Genomic DNA, 18,337 nt, shown 5'->3' on the forward strand with positions numbered 1-18,337 from the left:
GCTATTTTCCGCCATCACGGCCCGTAAAGCTTTGCAGGTCTCCGCTTGACAAACTCAAAAAACCTCGCGCCGACCCCTTGGCAGCGCGTTGGGAACCGGCTATGACGTCATCTTATAATCATCGAGTTCCCGCGGAGAACCTCGGTTCGATGCGGTGGAAGGGCTGACGTTCCCAGGGGGAGATCCTTTGGGAGGTTGGCTTTGTCCTGTCCGAGACTGCTGGTGGCGTTCGACTCAGGTTGGGCACCTTAATCCATCCGGGCCAGCATAGACGGGGAAGAACCGGATTTTTACGAGGAGCATGGGCTTTCGCCCAAGCGCCTCGATTTGGTTTGGACCCTCTGTCCGGCCGCGATTCCTCAAGGATCGTACCGGAGGGCAGGCACGAAAGGATTTCAGGCCGCGGCGGGTCAGCCTGCCGGAGCTGAAATCCATGTGCAGCGGCGGTGCCTCGTGTGCCGCCCTTACGGAGAGTGTGCTGTGGACAGAGCGGAAAAGAAGGAGTTCGTCACCGCGCTCCACGACGTCTTTGAACAGACGTCGGTCGTGGTGGTGGCTCACTATTCCGGCCTGACCGTCGCCCAGATGCAGAATCTGCGCAAGCAGATGCGTGCCGCTGGCGCGACCGTCAAGGTCGCCAAGAACCGCCTTGCCAAAATCGCACTCGAAGGCACGGATGTCGCGTCGATCGGTTCGCTGATGAGCGGACCGACCCTGATCGCCTATTCGGACGATCCGGTCGCGGCGCCGAAAGTGGCTGTGGCCTTTGCCAAGGATTTCGACAAGTTCGTGATCCTGGGTGGCGCCATGGGCAAGACGGCCTTGGACGTCAACGGGGTGAAGTCGCTTGCGACGATGCCTTCGCTCGACGAACTGCGCGCCAAGATCGTGGGCCTCATCCAGGCGCCCGCGACGAAAGTGGCTCAGCTCACGACCGCTCCGGCGGCGAAGCTCGCGCGCGTGTTCCAGGCCTATGCCGATCGAGATGCGGATGCGGCTTAGGGTCTAGCGCCAAGCGCCAGGCCCGGCATCTTGCAAACAATCAATCCAAACCAGATATCAGGAACAGACAATGGCAAATCTTGAAAAGATCGTCGACGACCTGTCGTCGTTGACCGTGCTCGAGGCGGCTGAGCTCGCCAAGTTGCTCGAAGAGAAGTGGGGCGTCTCGGCAGCTGCGGCGGTCGCCGTGGCGGCTGGTCCGGCGGCTGCGGCTGCGGCTCCGGTTGAAGAGCAGACGGAATTCACGGTCATGTTGACCGCTGTCGGCGACAAGAAGATCGAAGTGATTAAGGAAGTCCGCGCCATCACGGGCCTTGGTCTCAAGGAAGCCAAGGATCTCGTCGAAGGTGCCCCGAAGGCCGTCAAGGAAGGCGTGTCCAAGGACGACGGAGCAAAGCTCAAGGCTCAGCTCGAAAAGGCTGGCGCGAAGGTCGAGCTCAAGTAAGTCGTTGGATGCGAAGGCGCGGCCAGGGTCCGCGCGCTGTCGCATCGCAGCATGACTCAAGGTTCCGGGGTGTTCTCCCCGGGACCTTTCCTGCGTTTGTGAGTGTCCATGCAAACGTTGGTAGACGAAGGGTTGTTTGGAACACCCACCTTCATCCTGAGCCGGCTGGGAGGGCCGGTCCCCGGGTGGAACCGGCCGGAATCTGGTGCGGTTCGTGCTTTATCGGACCCGCGTCGCGGCCGGCTCAGCATGAAGGTCACAGGGTTCTGAACGTGAAGTTACTGCCACGGCTTCTGCTGTGGGCATCGCCGGGTGTCTTGTCTCCACCGGCGTTGAAGGGCCTCTTCCGATCGGACGTCGGAAGCGGCAGGCGGTTCGCAAGGGCCGCGCGAGGCGGATGGTGCGAGGAACAACATGGCGCAAACGTTCACTGGCCGCAAACGGGTCCGCAAATTCTTCGGCCATATCCGCGAAGTCGCGGAAATGCCGAATCTCATCGAGGTGCAGAAAGCCTCGTACGACCAGTTTCTGCTTGTTAACGAACCTGAAGGCGGTCGGCCCGATGAGGGCCTGGAATCTGTATTCCGCTCCGTCTTTCCGATTTCCGATTTCGCCGGCACGGCGCTCCTCGAATTCGTAAAATACGAGTTCGAGCAGCCGAAGTTCGACGTCGATGAGTGCCGCCAGCGCGGCATGACCTTCGCGGCGCCCTTGAAGGTGACGCTGCGCCTTATCGTGTTCGATGTGGATCCGGACACCGGCGCCAAGTCCGTCAAGGACATCAAGGAGCAGGACGTCTACATGGGCGACATGCCGTTCATGACCATGAACGGCACCTTCATCGTCAACGGCACCGAGCGTGTCATCGTCTCGCAGATGCATCGCTCGCCCGGCGTGTTCTTCGACCATGACAAGGGCAAGAGCCATTCCTCGGGCAAGCTGCTGTTCGCGGCCCGCATTATCCCGTATCGCGGCTCCTGGCTCGATATCGAATTCGATGCCAAGGATATCGTCTACGCCCGTATTGATCGCCGTCGCAAGATTCCGGCGACGTCGCTGTTCTATGCCCTCGGCATGGACGGCGAGGAGATTCTCTCGACCTTCTACAAAAAGATCGCCTACACCCGCATCGGCACGGAATGGCGCGTGCCTTTCGATGCCGAGCGCCTGAAGGGTGTCAAGACCACTGCTGATCTGATCGACGCCGACACGGGCGAAGTGGTGGTGGAATCCGGCAAGAAGCTGACCGCGCGTTCGGTTCGCCTTCTGGCCGAGAAGGGCGTCAAGGCCCTCAAGGCGCAAGACGACGACCTTTACGGTCAATATATCGCCGAGGATCTCTACGACACCAATACCGGCGAGATCTTCGCCGAAGCGGGCGATGAGATCACCGCCAAGACGTTGCCGATCTTGCTCGGTCACGGCTTCGAGGACCTGCCGATCCTCGATATCGATCACATCAACATTGGTCCGTATATCCGGAACACGTTGGCGATCGACAAGAACTCCTCACGGGAAGAGGCGCTCTTCGACATCTACCGCGTCATGCGCCCCGGTGAGCCACCGACGCTCGACACCGCGCAGAACATGTTCGACTCGCTGTTCTTCGACGCCGAGCGCTACGACCTGTCGGCGGTCGGCCGCGTGAAGATGAACATGCGTATGGACCTCGACGCCGAGGACACGGTCCGCACCCTCCGCAAGGAAGACATCCTGGCGGTGACGCGGGCGCTCGTCGACTTGCGCGACGGTCGCGGCGAGATCGACGACATCGACCATCTCGGCAACCGCCGCGTGCGGTCTGTCGGTGAGCTTATGGAGAACCAGTATCGCCTTGGACTTCTGCGCATGGAGCGCGCCATCAAGGAGCGCATGTCGTCGGTCGATATCGATACGGTGATGCCGCAGGATCTGATCAACGCGAAGCCCGCCGCAGCGGCCGTGCGCGAGTTCTTCGGCTCGTCGCAGCTGTCGCAGTTCATGGATCAGACCAATCCGCTGTCGGAAATCACCCACAAGCGTCGTCTTTCGGCGCTTGGCCCGGGTGGTCTGACGCGCGAGCGCGCTGGCTTCGAGGTGCGCGACGTGCATCCGACGCATTACGGCCGCATCTGCCCGATCGAAACGCCGGAAGGCCCGAACATCGGACTCATCAACTCGCTCGCGACGTTCGCGCGGGTCAACAAATATGGCTTCATCGAGGCGCCTTATCGCCGTGTGCGCGACAATGTCGTGTCGAACGAGGTCGTCTATTTGTCGGCGATGGAGGAATCCAAGCACTACGTGGCGCAGGCCAACGCGGTGATGGACGCCAACCAGACCCTGACCGAGGATCTGACGCTCTGCCGGCATGCCGGCGACGTGATGCTCGTGCCACGCGAGCGTGTCGACTATATGGACGTTTCGCCGAAGCAGCTCGTGTCGGTCGCGGCCGCGTTGATCCCGTTCCTCGAGAACGACGACGCCAACCGCGCCCTCATGGGCTCGAACATGCAGCGTCAGGCCGTGCCGTTGGTGAAGGCCGACGCGCCTTTCGTGGGCACCGGCATGGAAGCCGTGGTGGCACGTGACTCCGGGGCCGCGATCGCGGCGCGGCGGTCGGGAATCATCGACCAGATCGATGCCACCCGTATCGTCATCCGGGCAACCGATGAGATCGATCCGGCCAAGCCCGGCGTCGACATCTACCGGCTGATGAAGTTCCAGCGCTCGAACCAGTCGACCTGCATCAACCAGAAGCCGCTGGTGCGGGTGGGCGAGCGCGTCAACAAGGGTGAGATCATCGCGGACGGTCCTTCGACCGACCTCGGTGACCTGGCGCTTGGACGCAACGTGCTGGTCGCCTTCATGCCGTGGAATGGCTACAACTTCGAAGATTCGATCCTGCTGAACGAGAAGATCGTCAAGGAGGATGTGTTCACCTCGATCCATATCGAGGAATTCGAAGTGATGGCCCGCGACACCAAGCTCGGGCCTGAGGAGATCACGCGCGACATTCCGAACGTCTCGGAAGAGGCGCTGAAGAACCTCGACGAAGCCGGCATCGTCTATATCGGCGCCGAAGTGATGGCCGGCGATATCCTGTGCGGCAAGATCACGCCGAAGGGCGAGAGCCCGATGACGCCGGAAGAGAAGCTTCTGCGTGCCATCTTCGGCGAAAAGGCCTCCGATGTCCGCGACACCTCCCTCCGCGTGCCTCCGGGCGTGCAGGGCACGATCGTCGAAGTGCGCGTGTTCAACCGGCATGGTGTCGACAAGGACGAGCGTGCCCAGGCGATCGAGCGCGAGGAGATCGAGCGGCTCGCCAAGGACCGTGACGACGAACTCGCGATCTTGGACCGCAACGTCTACGCGCGTCTGGCCCAGACTCTGTCGGGCAAGACCGGCATCGCCGGCCCGAAGGGCTTCAAGAGGGACACTGTTCTGAGCCGCGAAATCGTCGGCGAATTTCCCCGTTCGCAATGGTGGCAGTTCGCGGTCGAAGACGATTCCGTCATGGGCGAGATCGAGGCCATGCGGAAGCAGTACGACGAATCGAAGAAGGGGCTTGAGAGCCGCTTCCTCGACAAGGTCGAGAAGCTGCAGCGCGGCGACGAGCTGCCGCCCGGCGTGATGAAGATGGTCAAGGTCTTCGTCGCCGTGAAGCGCAAGATCCAGCCCGGCGACAAGATGGCGGGCCGGCACGGCAACAAGGGTGTCGTGTCCAAGATCGTCCCGCAGGAAGACATGCCGTTCCTCGAGGATGGCACACCGGTCGATATCGTGCTGAACCCGCTGGGCGTGCCGAGCCGCATGAACGTCGGACAGATCCTGGAGACGCATCTGGGCTGGGCCTGCGCGGGCCTCGGCAAGCAGGTGGCCGAAGCCGTGAACGCCTATATGAAGGCGGGCGCGACCGAGACGAAGCCGCTGCGCGAGACGCTGCACGGGATCTATGGCGACAACGAGCAGGTCACAGGGCTCGATGACGTGGCGCTTCTCGAACTCGCCCATAATCTGAAGCGCGGCGTGCCGATTGCGACGCCCGTGTTCAACGGCGCGCACGAGCCCGACATCGTCGAGCTTCTGGAGCAGGCAGGGCTCGATGCTTCGGGTCAGGTGACGCTCTATGACGGACGCACCGGCGACACCTTCGACCGCAAGGTCACGGTAGGCTACATCTATATGCTGAAGCTGCATCACCTTGTGGACGACAAGATCCACGCCCGGTCGATCGGCCCCTACAGCCTCGTGACCCAGCAGCCACTGGGCGGCAAGGCGCAGTTCGGCGGCCAGCGTTTCGGCGAGATGGAGGTCTGGGCGCTGGAAGCCTACGGCGCTGCCTACACGCTGCAGGAAATGCTGACCGTGAAGTCGGATGACGTCGCGGGTCGTACCAAAGTCTACGAATCGATCGTTCGCGGGGACGACACGTTCGAATCCGGCATCCCTGAGAGCTTCAACGTGCTGGTCAAGGAAATGCGCTCGCTTGGTCTCAACGTGGAATTGACCCAGTCGGTCAAGATCGAAGGGCCGACCGCCGAGGCGGCTGAGTAAAACCCGTCATAGCAAGCGATGCGCCGCGACCCATTGTTGCGGCGCTGTCTGGATTGCCGCGGCGCGTTCTGCGCCTCGCGATGACGGATGAACAAGTCTTCCGGTCGGTGTGACGCACCGATCGGGCCATGAGCCTGCCGCTTTCGTGAAGCAGGCCCGTGAAGAACGAATACAGCACGTCCGATGGCGGGTGCAGCGGAGGCCATTCCGGCGCCCGGTTCAGGAGTAGGTTATGAATCAAGAGGTCATGAATCTCTTCAATCCGGTCGTCCAGGCTCCGGCCTTCGACCAGATTCAGATCGCGATCGCCAGTCCCGAGAAGATTCTCTCGTGGAGCTTTGGTGAGATCAAGAAGCCCGAGACGATCAACTACCGCACCTTCAAGCCGGAGCGGGACGGGTTGTTCTGCGCCCGCATCTTCGGGCCCATCAAGGACTACGAGTGCTTGTGCGGCAAGTACAAGCGCATGAAGTACAAGGGCGTCATCTGCGAGAAATGCGGCGTCGAGGTCACGCTGTCGCGCGTCCGGCGCGAGCGCATGGGCCATATTTCGCTGGCCGCTCCCGTGGCGCATATCTGGTTCCTGAAGAGCCTGCCGTCGCGTATCGGCCTGCTGCTCGACATGACGCTCAAGGATCTCGAGCGCATCCTGTATTTCGAGTCCTACATCACGATCGAGCCCGGCCTGACGCCGCTCAAGGACCGGCAGTTGCTGTCGGAAGACGAGTATCTGCGGGCTCAGGACGAATACGGTCAGGATTCATTCACGGCCATGATCGGCGCGGAGGCCATCCGCGAGATCCTGCGCAACATGGACCTCGCCAGGATCGCCGAAGATCTCAAGGTCGAGATCTCCGAGGCTACCACCGAGCTGAAGCCCAAGAAACTCGCCAAGCGCCTGAAGATCATCGAGGCCTTCATGCATTCGGGCAACAAGCCCGAGTGGATGATCCTGACCGAAGTGCCCGTCATCCCGCCGGATCTGCGCCCGCTGGTACCGCTCGACGGCGGCCGCTTCGCGACCTCGGACCTGAACGACCTCTACCGCCGCGTCATCAATCGCAACAACCGTCTGCGTCGCCTGATCGAGCTGCGCGCGCCGGACATCATTATCCGCAACGAGAAGCGCATGCTTCAAGAAGCGGTCGATGCCTTGTTCGATAACGGCCGACGCGGCCGCGTCATCACAGGCGCCAACAAGCGTCCGCTGAAGTCGCTCTCCGACATGCTCAAGGGCAAGCAGGGCCGGTTCCGCCAGAACCTGCTCGGCAAGCGCGTCGACTATTCGGGCCGCTCCGTGATCGTGGTCGGTCCCGAGCTGAAGCTGCACCAGTGCGGCCTGCCGAAGAAGATGGCGCTCGAACTGTTCAAGCCGTTCATCTACTCGCGGCTCGACGCCAAGGGCCTCTCCACGACCGTGAAGCAGGCCAAGAAGCTTGTCGAGAAGGAGAAGCCGGAGGTTTGGGACATCCTCGACGAGGTGATCCGCGAACATCCGATCATGCTCAACCGCGCCCCGACGCTGCATCGCCTCGGCATCCAGGCCTTCGAGCCGATCCTCATCGAAGGCAAGGCGATCCAGCTGCATCCGCTCGTCTGCGCGGCCTTCAACGCTGACTTCGACGGCGACCAGATGGCCGTGCACGTCCCGCTGTCGCTCGAAGCGCAGTTGGAAGCGCGCGTGCTGATGATGTCGACCAACAACATCCTGCATCCGGCCAATGGCCTGCCAATCATCGTGCCATCGCAGGATATTGTGCTCGGGCTTTATTACGTCACGCTGATGCGCGACGGCGATATCGGCCAGGGTATGATGTTCTCGAGCCAGGGCGAGATCGAGCACGCGCTCTATTCGAAGTCCGTGACCCTGCACACCAAGATCAGGGGCCGCGCCTGGACCTATGATGCGAATGGCAACCGCGTGTCGAAGATCTTCGACACGACACCCGGCCGCATGATCCTCGGTCAGCTCCTGCCCAAGCACAACAAGATCCCGTTCGACGTCGCCAACAAGTTGATGACGAAGAAAGAGATCTCGAACATGATCGACACCGTCTACCGCAACTGCGGGCAGAAGGAGACGGTCATCTTCTGCGATCGCATCATGGCACTCGGCTTCCGCGAGGCCTTCCGGGCCGGCATTTCGTTCGGCAAGGACGACATGGTCGTGCCGGAGACCAAGCCGGCGATCATCGAGAACACGCGCTCGCTCGCCAAGGAATACGAGCAGCAATACAATGACGGCCTGATCACCCAGGGCGAGAAGTACAACAAGGTCGTCGACGCCTGGGCCAAGTGCTCCGACAAGCTGGCGGAAGAGATGATGCTGCGCATCTCGACCACCAAGAAGGATGAGCACGGCAAGGATCTGCCGGTGAACTCCATCTACATGATGGCTCACTCCGGTGCGCGTGGGTCGCCCGCCCAGATGAAGCAGCTCGCCGCGATGCGCGGCCTGATGGCCAAGCCGTCGGGCGAGATCATCGAGACGCCGATCATCTCGAACTTTAAGGAAGGTCTGACCGTTCTTGAATACTTCAACTCGACCCACGGCGCCCGCAAGGGTCTGGCCGATACCGCGTTGAAGACGGCGAACTCAGGATATCTGACCCGCCGCCTCGTCGACGTCGCGCAGGACGCCATCATCACGACCCCGGATTGCGGGTCGGAGAATGGCATCCGCATGCGCGCCATCATCGACGCGGGCCAGGTCGTGGCCTCGCTGGCGATCCGCATCCTGGGCCGGACCACGGCCGAGGACCTCTGCAGCCAGGACGGGACCGTCATCGTCAAGACCGGCGAGATGATCCAGGAATGGCATATCGATCGCATCAACGCGGCCGGTATCCAGGAGGTGAAGATCCGTTCGGTCTTGACCTGCGAAGCCAAGAACGGCGTCTGCGGCAAGTGCTACGGGCGTGATCTGGCGCGCGGGACACCGGTCAACATCGGCGAGGCGGTGGGTGTCATCGCGGCGCAGTCGATCGGCGAGCCGGGCACGCAGCTCACCATGCGCACCTTCCACATCGGCGGCGCGGCGCAGATCGCTGATCAGAGCTTCATCGAGTCGAATTTCGACGGCACGGTGAAGATCCGCAACCGCAACGTCGCACGGAACTCCGAAGGCGATCTCATGGTGATGGCGCGCAACGTCGCGATCGTCATCATCGGATCCGACGGTGCCGAGCGGGCGGTACACCGCGTGCAATACGGGTCGCGTCTCAAGGTCGACGACGGGGATCAGGTGAAGCGCGGCCAGCGTCTCGCCGAATGGGACCCCTATACACGTCCCATCATGACCGAGATCGACGGTGTGATCGGGTACGAGGATCTTGTCGAAGGCGCTTCGATGTCGGAGTCGATCGACGAGGCGACCGGTATTGCCAAGCGCGTCGTGATGGACTGGCGCTTGAACCAGCGCTCGGCCAGCCTCAAGCCCGCGATGGTCATCAAGGGCACGGACGGGAAGATCGGCAAGTTGGCGCGCGGCGGCGACGCCCGCTACCTGCTTCCGGTCGAGTCGATCATCCCGTTCGACCCGGGTGCGAAGGTGAATGCCGGCGACGTCATCGCCCGTATCTCGATGGAAGGCGCCAAGACGCGTGACATCACGGGTGGTCTTCCCCGCGTCGCCGAGCTTTTCGAAGCGCGGCGTCCGAAGGACCATGCGATCATCGCGGAAGCCTCCGGCACGGTGCAATTCGGCAAGGACTACAAGAACAAGCAGCGCCTCTCGATCGTCCCACACGACGGCGATGCGGATGCGGTCGAGTATCTGATCCCGAAGGGCAAGCACATCCATCTGCAGGACGGCGACGTCGTGGAGAAGGGTGACTATATCGTGGACGGCAACCCGGCTCCGCATGACATTCTTGCGGTCAAGGGCGTCGAGGAGCTTGCGGCTTACTTGGTGAACGAGATCCAGGAGGTCTATCGCCTCCAGGGCGTGTCGATCAACGACAAGCACATCGAGGTGATCGTGCGGCAGATGCTGCAGAAGGTCGATATCGTCGATCCCGGCGACACGACCTTCCTGTCGGGCGAGCAGGTCGACCAGACCGAACTCGAATATGCCAACCAGCAGGTCATCGCGATCGGCGGCAAGATCGCGACCGGTACGCCCGTGCTGCTCGGCATCACCAAGGCGAGCTTGCAGACGCGTTCGTTCATCTCGGCCGCGTCGTTCCAGGAGACCACCCGCGTCCTCACCGAGGCGGCGGTCAACGGGAAGATCGATACGCTGGAAGGGCTGAAGGAGAATGTCATCGTCGGCCGCCTCATCCCGGCCGGGACCGGCGCCGCTATGGCCCGCCTCCGTCGTGTGGCGTCCTCGCGCGACGAGATGATCCTGCAGCAGCGCACGGAAACCTCCAAGGCGCCGCTCCCGGCGCTGCCGCCCGCGGCAGCCGAGTGACCGGACGCGACGCGGCATAAGAAGGATTTGGGGCGCTTCGGCGCCCCTTTTCGTTTGCATCACGGGAGACGAGTCTGCTGCTGGCAGACAGCGTCACCCAGGTTTGAAACGGGGCGGGTAGGGCAGGGCCATGGCCAGAGATGTCGTTCTTGTGACGGGCGCCGGCGGCTGCATCGCCGCTTGGGTGATGAAGGATCTGGTCGAGGCCGGAGTCACGGTCGTCGGCTTCGACCTTTCCGATGACAGGCGGCGCCCTCGCCTCGCGATGGATGAGGCCGCCCTTTCCCAGATCATCTGGGAGACGGGTGATATCGCGGACGGCGAGCATCTCCGCCGTCTCGCGGAGCGGCATGGGGTCAATGCCATCATCCATCTCGCCGCGTTGCAGGTGCCGTTCTGCAAGGCCAATCCGGCGGCCGGGGTCAAGGTCAACGTGCTCGGAACCGTCAACGTGCTGGAAACGGCGCGGGCCCTCGGCATCAAGCGGCTCGCTTATGCGAGTTCCATCGCGATTCAGGGGATGACACCCGATAGTCCCTGGCTGGCGACACTCTATGGTGCCCACAAGGCCTGCGGCGAAGCGATGGCCCAAGTGTATTGGCAGGATTGGCAGGTCCCGAGCGTCGGAATCCGGCCCGGTGTGGTCTACGGTCCGGCGCGCGACCAGGGCATGAGCGCAGCCCCGACCGTTGCGATGGTGGCAGCGGTCGTCGGCAAGCCTTACACGGTCCCGTATACCGGGCCGTTCCCGTTTCTCTATGTGCGCGAGGTCGCGTCGGCTTTCGTGAAGGCCGTGTCGGAAGATCGTGTCGGCGCGCCCGTGTTCGACCTCAACGGGGTCGCCTCGACGATCGAGAGCGTTCTTACCCTCGTGCGTGAGCATGTTCCGCAGGCGGAGGTGAGCGGCCATGGCGCCTCGTTTCCCTTCCCGGCGGACCTCTCGGATGCGCCGATTAGAGAGTTCCTCGGGGATTACCGCAGGTGGAGTCTTGCCGAGGGTGTGGCCGAGACCCTGACGCGGTTCGCGGCTCTCACCCGCGACGGTCGCCTGGGTGCGGCCGACGTCGCCTGAGCCGATGCTTCAGCGACCCAGGCCGCTCCCGCGCGGCCGGATCGCGATCCAGCCTAACCAGAGAACGATCCAGGTGAACAGGACCGCGAAGACGGCATCGCTGAAATAGTGCCCGCCAAAGGCCATCCGCAGCAGGCCAGAACACAGCGCGAAGGCGAGCGAGGCGGCAACCGCCGCCCCGCGCCAGGGCAGGGGCAGCAGCAAGGCGGGGCCGAGCGTCCAGGCGCTTGTCGCTCCCTCGCCCGACACGAAGGAACAGTTGCGCTGGCACGCCCCGTCGAAAGTGTAGAACGGCCGGAACGGCTGATCACCCCCGAAATCTGTCGTCTGATAGGGGCGCGGCCGATGTGAATGCTCCTTGAGCAGCGTATTCGCCACCAGCCCCGGGCCCACCGCGAATGTCAGCAGGACGAAGACAACACCTCGCCCGGTCGGAGCCCACCATCGGCCGACGCCAAGACGACGTGCGCTGTAGAGCAGGACATTGAGGATCACCACGGCGGTGGGGATCCAGTAGAAGAGCCGGCGAGCCGCGCCGCCGAGGCCCATCTCGCCGACGAAGGTGCCATTGCCGGCATAGAACAACGCGGCGGTCGTTAGATCGAGCGCTGGGTCGAGACCGAACACCAGGGCGGCGAGAAAGGTGGCGCCGCAGAGTGCGGCCGGGATCGCGAAGCGGCTCACCGTGCGGACCCGTTCAGAACCCGACCCGGTAGACTTGTCCCGTCTGGATGCCTTCGACGCTGCGGCAATAGGCCAGCGCGGCCTTAGCCACCGGGACGGGCTCGAAGCCCGGGAAGAAGGGTCCGTAATCCGCCATGGATTCGGTGAAGACGGTCGGGCTCACGAGATTGAGACGCAGACCGCGGGGAAGTTCGCATGCCGCCGTGCGAACGAAGCCTTCCAGAGCGGCATTCACCATGGCGGCCGAAGAGCCGCCCGGGATCGGGGCTTCGGACAGGATGCCGGAAATCAGCGTGATCGAACCGCCGTCACGGAGGCTTCGACGTGCCGCGAGGGCCAGGTTCACCTGGCCCATCAGCTTGTTGGCGAGGCCGAGCCCGTAGACCGAGCTTGCAAGGGTCTGGGGTTCGACGCTGGCGAGTGGGGGAAAGTTGACCTTGCCGGCCGTACAACATACGGCATCGACAGGGCCGGCTTCGTTGAGGCCTTGAAGGATGCTCGCCGGGTCGGCGATGTCGATCCGGACCTCACCCGATTTCGAACCGGCCCGGATCAGATCGTGCCGCTCGCTGAGCGCCGCGTCGACGGCCCGCCCCAGGACACCGGAGGCTCCGACCAGGAGAATACGGAGGCGGGTCGATTGCGGCATGGCGTCGTCCTTCGGCAAATGCGCGAAGGCTTAGCCGAAAACTCCTCAGGCCGGAAGGCTCAGGCGGCGAGGAGCCGCTGCACTTCGCCGACCAGATCCTTGAGGTGGAAGGGCTTCGACAGGATCTTGGCGTCGCGCGGCGCGTTATTGTCGGGATTTAAGGCGACGGCCGCGAAACCCGTGATGAACATCACCTTGATGTCCGGGTCGAGTTCGGTCGCGCGGCGCGCGAGTTCGATGCCGTCCATCTCCGGCATCACGATATCGGTCAGGAGGAGTTCGAAAGGTTCTTCGCGCAGACGATGATAGGCCGACAGGCCATTGTCGAACGAAGCGACCGTAAAGCCCGCGTTCTGCAAGGCCTTGACGAGAAATCGCCGCATGTCGTTGTCGTCTTCGGCCAGAAGAATGCGCGTGACTGGCTCGACCTTGTCCATGTCGTGTTCCTTGGGTTCCAGGTACCATAAGGGCCGAGGGTGGTTAATTCCAGCTAAACCCAAAGATTCAAGTGGGAGCGCAGCAACTGCTTTTTTGCGGGTGTGACCGCTTTACCCGCAGACGGCGTCGAAGAGCTTGAATGGCAGGTCGACATCGAGGTGATGACAAGGAGGGAACCGCGATGATGCTGAATAGTGCGACCGCGACCAGCCTGGCCGGCATCGGCCTCAGCCACGTTGCGCGGGAATATCCGCACAAGCTCGATCATGTCATCGAAGGGCCGGACGTGATCGGGGGGCCGCGCCATCTGCATCCCGTGTTCTTCGGCAGTTTCGACTGGCATTCCTGCGTTCACACCTACTGGATGCTGGCACGGCTTCTGCGGCTCTATCCCGAGGCCGCGACAAGCCGGGATACCCGTCTCCTGTTCGATGAGGCGCTGACCCCAGAGCGGATGGCTGGAGAATGCGCCTATTTCGCGCGACCTGCGGCCCGTGGCTTCGAGCGGCCGTACGGCTGGGCTTGGCTGCTGGCTCTTTCGGCGGAACTGCGAAGGCACGCGGACCAGCCCTGGGCTGCGGCCGTGGCGCCGCTCGCCACGCTGATAGGTGATCGCTTCAAAGACTTTCTGCCGCGTGCCACCTATCCGATCCGGGCCGGGACGCACGGCAATACCGCCTTCGCGCTACGCCTCGCGGCCGACGACGCGGTGGATACGGAGCTCATCAGTCTGATCGAGGAGACGGCGCGCCGCTGGTACGGTGCGGATGTCGACTGCCAAGCCTGGGAGCCGAGCGGCGACGATTTCCTCTCCTCGGCGCTGATCGAGGCCGAATGCATGCGCCACGTGCTCTCCCCTGAGGCCTTCCTGTCCTGGTTCGACCGCTTTCTCCCGCAGCTCGGCGCCGGCGTGCCCGCGACGCTTTTCCTGCCTGCCGTGGCGAGCGACAGGACGGATGGGAAGATCGCGCATCTCGACGGGCTCAATCTCAGCCGGGCTTGGTGCTGGCGATCCCTGCTCCGCGACTTGCCGGACAGCCACCCGGTTCGCACCCGCGCCGAGGTAGCAGTCGCAGCACATCTGGCCGCGAGCCTGCCTGCACTCGACGGCCATTATATGGGGGCGCACTGGCTCGCGAGCTTCGCCCTTCTGGCGCTTCAGGGATGACCTCGCCGAAACCCGGCGGTCCCGCTACACTGCGGCCTGCAGCAAGGAGAACGCCATGTTCATCGCCATGAATCGCTTCAAGGTCATCAAGGGAGAAGAGGAGTCCTTCGAGCATCTGTGGCTCTCACGCGAGTCGCACCTCGACACTGTGCCGGGCTTCATTGAATTCCACATGCTGCGTGGGCCGGAGCGCGACGATCATGTGCTCTATTCCTCGCATACGATCTGGGCGAACCGGCAGGTCTTCACGGATTGGACGACCTCCGAGCAGTTCCGCGCCTCCCATCGGGGCGCGGGCGGCACGAAGCCGATGTATCTCGGCCATCCGGAATTCGAAGGGTTCGACGTGATTCAGACCGTCAAGAACACGCGGGCCAAGGTGGCCGCCGAGTAGGGGTGAGCAACCTGTTCTTAAGCATGGCTTGCTGTAATGGCGCGTCCGGCTTTAAAGCAGGTGCATGGTGTTTGATCTCGTGGCAGGCGCGAAGCAAAGGTTTTCGCTGCCGCAATCCTCGGCAGTCGCGGCGCGCCCCGCGCGCATTCTGGTGTTCGATTCTGGGCTTGGCGGCCTCTCCGTCTACCCGGATGTGCGCCGCATCGCCGAGGGAGCGACGCTGTTTTACACGGCCGATGACGCCGTGTTCCCCTATGGCAATCTGAGTGAGCAGGCGGTGCTCGATCGGATGACGGTCGTGATGGGCGCGCTCATCGACGCCCTTGCTCCGGATGTGATCGTCATCGCCTGCCACACGATCTCGACGGTGGTTCTGGCGCCATTGCGGGCGCATTGGCCGGAGGTTGTCTTCGTCGGCACGGTTCCGGCCATCAAGCCGGCGGCTCTGGCGTCGCACAGCAAATGCATCAGCGTGCTGGCCACGCCCGGCACCGTGGTGCGTGACTACACCCGCGACCTGGTCGAGACCTACGCGAGCGACTGCGCCGTCACCCTGGTCGGAGCGCGCGGGCTTGCGGCGCTCGCCGAGCGAGCGATGCGCCGTAACCACGTCGACGACGCGGCGCTTCTGCAGGAGATCGCACCGGCCTTCGTTCAGACCGCCGCGGGGCGCACCGATACGATCGTTCTGGCCTGCACCCATTACCCTTTGATTTTGCCGCGTCTTGTCGCTGTCGCGCCATGGCCGGTCACTTGGATCGATCCCGCGCCCGCCATCGCGCGTCGCGTCGAGCGCGTTCTGGAAGAGCGGGGTGCTCTCCCAGCAGCTCCCGTCGAAGGTCTCGCGCCCGCCTTTCTCACAAGCAATCGCCCTCCGGGCGAAGCGGTCGAGAACTTCATGGCCAGCTGCGGATTGCGTTGGCAGCACAGCCGGGCTTTAACCGCGCTCGCGCGCGAGGCCGCCGTCTAGGCCCGCAACAACACCATGGGGGCTTGCTCCCGAAGCAGGGAGCACGATTGCATGTCGCGATGGTTCGGGGGCAAAGCCCTCGCCATCATTTTCGTCACCGTTTTGCTCGATATGATGGGCATCGGCATCATCCTGCCGGTGTTGCCGTCGTTGATTGCCAATCTGGCGGGTGAGGGGATCTCGAACGCGTCCATGATCGGCGGATGGCTGTTCATGGCCTATTCGGCGACGCAGTTCCTGTGCGGCCCGATGATCGGCAACCTGTCGGACGCCTATGGGCGGCGCCCGGTCCTGCTGCTGTCGATCCTGGGCCTCGGCGTCGACTATCTGGTGACGGCCTTCGCGCCGACGATCGGCTGGCTGTTCGTCGGACGGCTGCTGGCCGGACTTTGCGGCGCCTCCTACACGACCGCGAGCGCCTATGTGGCCGACGTCACGGCGCCGCAGGATCGTGCGAAAGCCTTTGGGATGCTGGGGGCCGCCTTCGGCATCGGCTTCGTGCTGGGGCCGGCCCTCGGTGGTCTGCTCGGGCATTTCGGGCCCAGGACACCGTTCTTCTTCGCATCGGGATGCTCGATCCTGAATTTTGCCGTGGCGATTTTCGTGCTGCCGGAATCGCTCGGCCGCGATCGGCGCCGCCCCTTCGCCTGGAGGCGTGCCAATCCGCTCGGCGCCGTCCTGTCGCTGCGCCGCCATCCCCTGCTGATCCGCTGGGCGCTCGCGATTTTTCTGAGTTTCGTGGCCATGGCGGTCTATCCGGCCGTGCTGGCCTTCGCGACCATCGAACGCTATGGCTGGGATGCCACGCAAATCGGTTTGTCGCTCGCTTTCTTCGGGATCGTGTCTGCCCTCTTCCAGGGCGGCGTGGTGGGGCCGGCGATCCGCGTCATGGGTGAACGCCGGGCCGCCCTCGCGGGATTGATCGTCGCAGCGCTCACCGCCGTCGGCTTCGCTTTCGCGACCGAAGGCTGGATGATCTACGTGCTGATCGGCCTCGGCGGATTTCAGGGTGTCGCGATGCCGGCCGTCAACGCGCTGATGTCCCACGAGGTCGAGGCCGACGCCCAGGGCGAGCTGCAGGGCGCGGTCGCGAGCCTGCAGGCCTTGGGGTCCGTCTTCGGACCGCCGATGATGACCGAGATCTTCGCGATGTTCACCGGCGGCGGCGCCCGGGTGCAATTTCCTGGCGCCCCATTCCTGGTGGCTGCGGTTTTGTTTCTCCTGGCGACCGTGTTGTTGCCGCGGCACGGGAGGCTGGATCGACCGTGAACGGCTGATCTTTGAGTGATGGGAACGCGCAAGGGTCAATCCATGCGCGAGTTGCCCCCTCGCCCTGAGCATGCCTCGTCTCTATACAGCGACAAACATATCGGACGAACGGCATGGATCAGCTTTCTCAACGCGTCGGACGCTACAACGTGGCTCTCCTCAAGGACGGAATCTTCGATGCGCCGCCGGAGGTTCTGACCCATGTCGGGGGCGCTGATCAGCAAGCGGCGATGCTGGCGCGTTGGGGACAGTCGCGTGTCCAGATGGCGGTGAATTGTTTCCTGCTCGATGACGATGGCGACGTCACGCTCGTCGACGCCGGTACCGGCACCGCATGGGGGGCCGCGTTTGGTCATGCCCGGGCCGCGCTCGATCGACGGGGCATCGCGCCGGATCGGGTTGCGCGGGTCCTACTCACCCACATTCACGGCGATCATGCGCTCGGTCTCTTCGGCCCGCATGACGAAGCCTATTTTCGCAATGCTGAAATCCTCGTCCCGGCGCGGGATCTCGCCTATTTTACCGACGAGTTGTCTCGCGCCACCGTGCCCAAGGCACGGCAGGGTGGGTTCGACATCGCGACGAAGCTTCAGCATGTCTACCGAGGCCGCATTCGAACTTTCGCCGAGGGTCATGTCCTGCCCGAAGTCGAAGCCTTACCGTTGCCTGGCCACACGCCGGGGCATACGGGCTACTTGATCGGGAGCGACGCCAAGAAGCTTCTCATCTGGGCCGACCTCTTGCACATCGCCGATCTGCAAGCGGCCGATCCGAACGTTGGCCTCGTTTTCGATCTCGATGCCGGCCAGGCCGCGCAAACCCGCCGAACAGCGCTCGGGCGTGCCGCTGAGAAAGGCTGGACTGTCGCCGGAGCTCATGTCGATGGCTTCCTGAAAGTGGTGACGTCCCATGGCTCCTTTGCATGCGTGCCGGCTTAAACACATCGTCCCATGGTGCTCAGCCGAGAGACTTCTTCCATCCATCGGCAGAATGAGCGTCTAGGCCCCATCCGCCCAGGTCCGATCTGGACACCGCGATCGCGCGATAGATCAGCGCTTCTCCGGAATGTCGACGTCACGTTTCATGTCGTCAACATGGGAATAACCGAGCTTTATGGGCCCCGAAATCTCGTCGTCTAGGCAATCGAGCATCTGGACGATGTGGCGGTGAAGGGTGGGTTCGCCAGGATGAGGGCATCGCGCACGCGGCGGGCTCTTCGTCAACGCCGATCAATCGCTTGGCTCGGCGCCCGCTATCAAGGTTGACTGCTGTCGCGCGGTCGCGACTGAGCCGAGC

General features: G+C 63.3%; 13 protein-coding genes. 10 read left to right on the forward strand and 3 right to left on the reverse strand.

From position 1 onward, the window contains the following. Positions 1-480 precede the first annotated feature (480 nt). From rplJ to M8523_RS09005, 5 genes are all read left to right on the forward strand, one after another. Positions 481-1,002, forward strand: coding sequence for a 50S ribosomal protein L10 (gene rplJ / locus M8523_RS08985; RefSeq protein WP_282584497.1), 522 nt, complete (start codon positions 481-483; stop codon positions 1,000-1,002). Positions 1,003-1,072: 70 nt separating this feature from the next. Next, complete coding sequence (gene rplL / locus M8523_RS08990; protein WP_282584498.1) at positions 1,073-1,447, forward strand: 50S ribosomal protein L7/L12; 375 nt, start codon at positions 1,073-1,075, stop codon at positions 1,445-1,447. Positions 1,448-1,861: 414 nt separating this feature from the next. Beyond that, positions 1,862-5,983: a DNA-directed RNA polymerase subunit beta gene (gene rpoB / locus M8523_RS08995; protein WP_282584499.1), complete on the forward strand. Its 4,122-nt coding sequence runs from the start codon at positions 1,862-1,864 to the stop codon at positions 5,981-5,983. A gap of 232 nt (positions 5,984-6,215) precedes the next feature. Continuing rightward, positions 6,216-10,397: a DNA-directed RNA polymerase subunit beta' gene (gene rpoC, locus M8523_RS09000; RefSeq protein ID WP_282584500.1), complete on the forward strand. Its 4,182-nt coding sequence runs from the start codon at positions 6,216-6,218 to the stop codon at positions 10,395-10,397. A gap of 130 nt (positions 10,398-10,527) precedes the next feature. Further along, entirely contained in the window at positions 10,528-11,469 is a 942-nt protein-coding gene (locus M8523_RS09005) for an NAD-dependent epimerase/dehydratase family protein (protein WP_282584501.1), read from the forward strand. A 9-nt stretch (positions 11,470-11,478) separates the two neighbouring features. Here M8523_RS09005 and M8523_RS09010 read toward each other — a convergent pair whose 3' ends face one another. The 3 genes from M8523_RS09010 to cpdR are packed head-to-tail and all read right to left on the reverse strand — an operon-like array spanning position 11,479 to position 13,239. Then, the gene (locus M8523_RS09010) at positions 11,479-12,153 is read right to left on the reverse strand and encodes a phosphatase PAP2 family protein (RefSeq protein WP_282584502.1); all 675 of its coding nucleotides are present in this window, start codon (positions 12,151-12,153) and stop codon (positions 11,479-11,481) included. Between the two features lie 13 nt (positions 12,154-12,166). Continuing rightward, positions 12,167-12,802, reverse strand: coding sequence for a short chain dehydrogenase (locus M8523_RS09015; protein WP_282584503.1), 636 nt, complete (start codon positions 12,800-12,802; stop codon positions 12,167-12,169). Positions 12,803-12,861: 59 nt separating this feature from the next. Next, the gene (gene cpdR, locus M8523_RS09020; RefSeq protein ID WP_282584504.1) at positions 12,862-13,239 is read right to left on the reverse strand and encodes a cell cycle two-component system response regulator CpdR; all 378 of its coding nucleotides are present in this window, start codon (positions 13,237-13,239) and stop codon (positions 12,862-12,864) included. A gap of 182 nt (positions 13,240-13,421) precedes the next feature. On the opposite strand from cpdR, the gene M8523_RS09025 reads away from it, so the two are divergent. The 5 genes from M8523_RS09025 (at position 13,422) to aidB (ending at position 17,979) form a co-directional block, all read left to right on the forward strand. After that, on the forward strand, positions 13,422-14,408 hold the full coding sequence (locus M8523_RS09025; RefSeq protein ID WP_282584505.1) for a DUF2891 domain-containing protein: 987 nt from the start codon (positions 13,422-13,424) through the stop codon (positions 14,406-14,408). A 55-nt stretch (positions 14,409-14,463) separates the two neighbouring features. After that, positions 14,464-14,802: a heme-degrading protein HmuQ gene (gene hmuQ, locus M8523_RS09030; RefSeq protein WP_282584506.1), complete on the forward strand. Its 339-nt coding sequence runs from the start codon at positions 14,464-14,466 to the stop codon at positions 14,800-14,802. 64 nt (positions 14,803-14,866) lie between these two features. Continuing rightward, entirely contained in the window at positions 14,867-15,772 is a 906-nt protein-coding gene (gene murI / locus M8523_RS09035; RefSeq protein ID WP_282584507.1) for a glutamate racemase, read from the forward strand. A gap of 51 nt (positions 15,773-15,823) precedes the next feature. Further along, positions 15,824-17,041: a TCR/Tet family MFS transporter gene (locus M8523_RS09040; RefSeq protein ID WP_282584508.1), complete on the forward strand. Its 1,218-nt coding sequence runs from the start codon at positions 15,824-15,826 to the stop codon at positions 17,039-17,041. 113 nt (positions 17,042-17,154) lie between these two features. Further along, positions 17,155-17,979 carry an AidB family quorum-quenching N-acyl homoserine lactonase gene (gene aidB / locus M8523_RS09045; RefSeq protein WP_282584509.1) on the forward strand — a complete coding sequence of 275 codons (825 nt, stop codon included), beginning with the start codon at positions 17,155-17,157 and terminating at the stop codon, positions 17,977-17,979. Positions 17,980-18,337 lie beyond the last annotated feature (358 nt).

The sequence above is a fragment of the Lichenifustis flavocetrariae genome, assembly GCF_026130545.1.
Taxonomy (GTDB): domain Bacteria; phylum Pseudomonadota; class Alphaproteobacteria; order Rhizobiales; family Beijerinckiaceae; genus Lichenihabitans; species Lichenihabitans flavocetrariae.

Bases quoted from the DNA above. Each gene is read 5' to 3' on its own strand.
- M8523_RS09015 (WP_282584503.1), bottom strand. From the start codon at position 12,802: ATGCCGCAATCGACCCGCCTCCGTATTCTCCTGGTCGGAGCCTCCGGT.
- cpdR (WP_282584504.1), bottom strand. From the start codon at position 13,239: ATGGACAAGGTCGAGCCAGTCACGCGCATTCTTCTGGCCGAAGACGAC.
- rpoC (WP_282584500.1), top strand. From the start codon at position 6,216: ATGAATCAAGAGGTCATGAATCTCTTCAATCCGGTCGTCCAGGCTCCG.
- hmuQ (WP_282584506.1), top strand. From the start codon at position 14,464: ATGTTCATCGCCATGAATCGCTTCAAGGTCATCAAGGGAGAAGAGGAG.
- M8523_RS09005 (WP_282584501.1), top strand. From the start codon at position 10,528: ATGGCCAGAGATGTCGTTCTTGTGACGGGCGCCGGCGGCTGCATCGCC.
- rplL (WP_282584498.1), top strand. From the start codon at position 1,073: ATGGCAAATCTTGAAAAGATCGTCGACGACCTGTCGTCGTTGACCGTG.
- aidB (WP_282584509.1), top strand. From the start codon at position 17,155: ATGGATCAGCTTTCTCAACGCGTCGGACGCTACAACGTGGCTCTCCTC.
- M8523_RS09025 (WP_282584505.1), top strand. From the start codon at position 13,422: ATGATGCTGAATAGTGCGACCGCGACCAGCCTGGCCGGCATCGGCCTC.
- murI (WP_282584507.1), top strand. From the start codon at position 14,867: ATGGTGTTTGATCTCGTGGCAGGCGCGAAGCAAAGGTTTTCGCTGCCG.
- M8523_RS09040 (WP_282584508.1), top strand. From the start codon at position 15,824: ATGTCGCGATGGTTCGGGGGCAAAGCCCTCGCCATCATTTTCGTCACC.
- rpoB (WP_282584499.1), top strand. From the start codon at position 1,862: ATGGCGCAAACGTTCACTGGCCGCAAACGGGTCCGCAAATTCTTCGGC.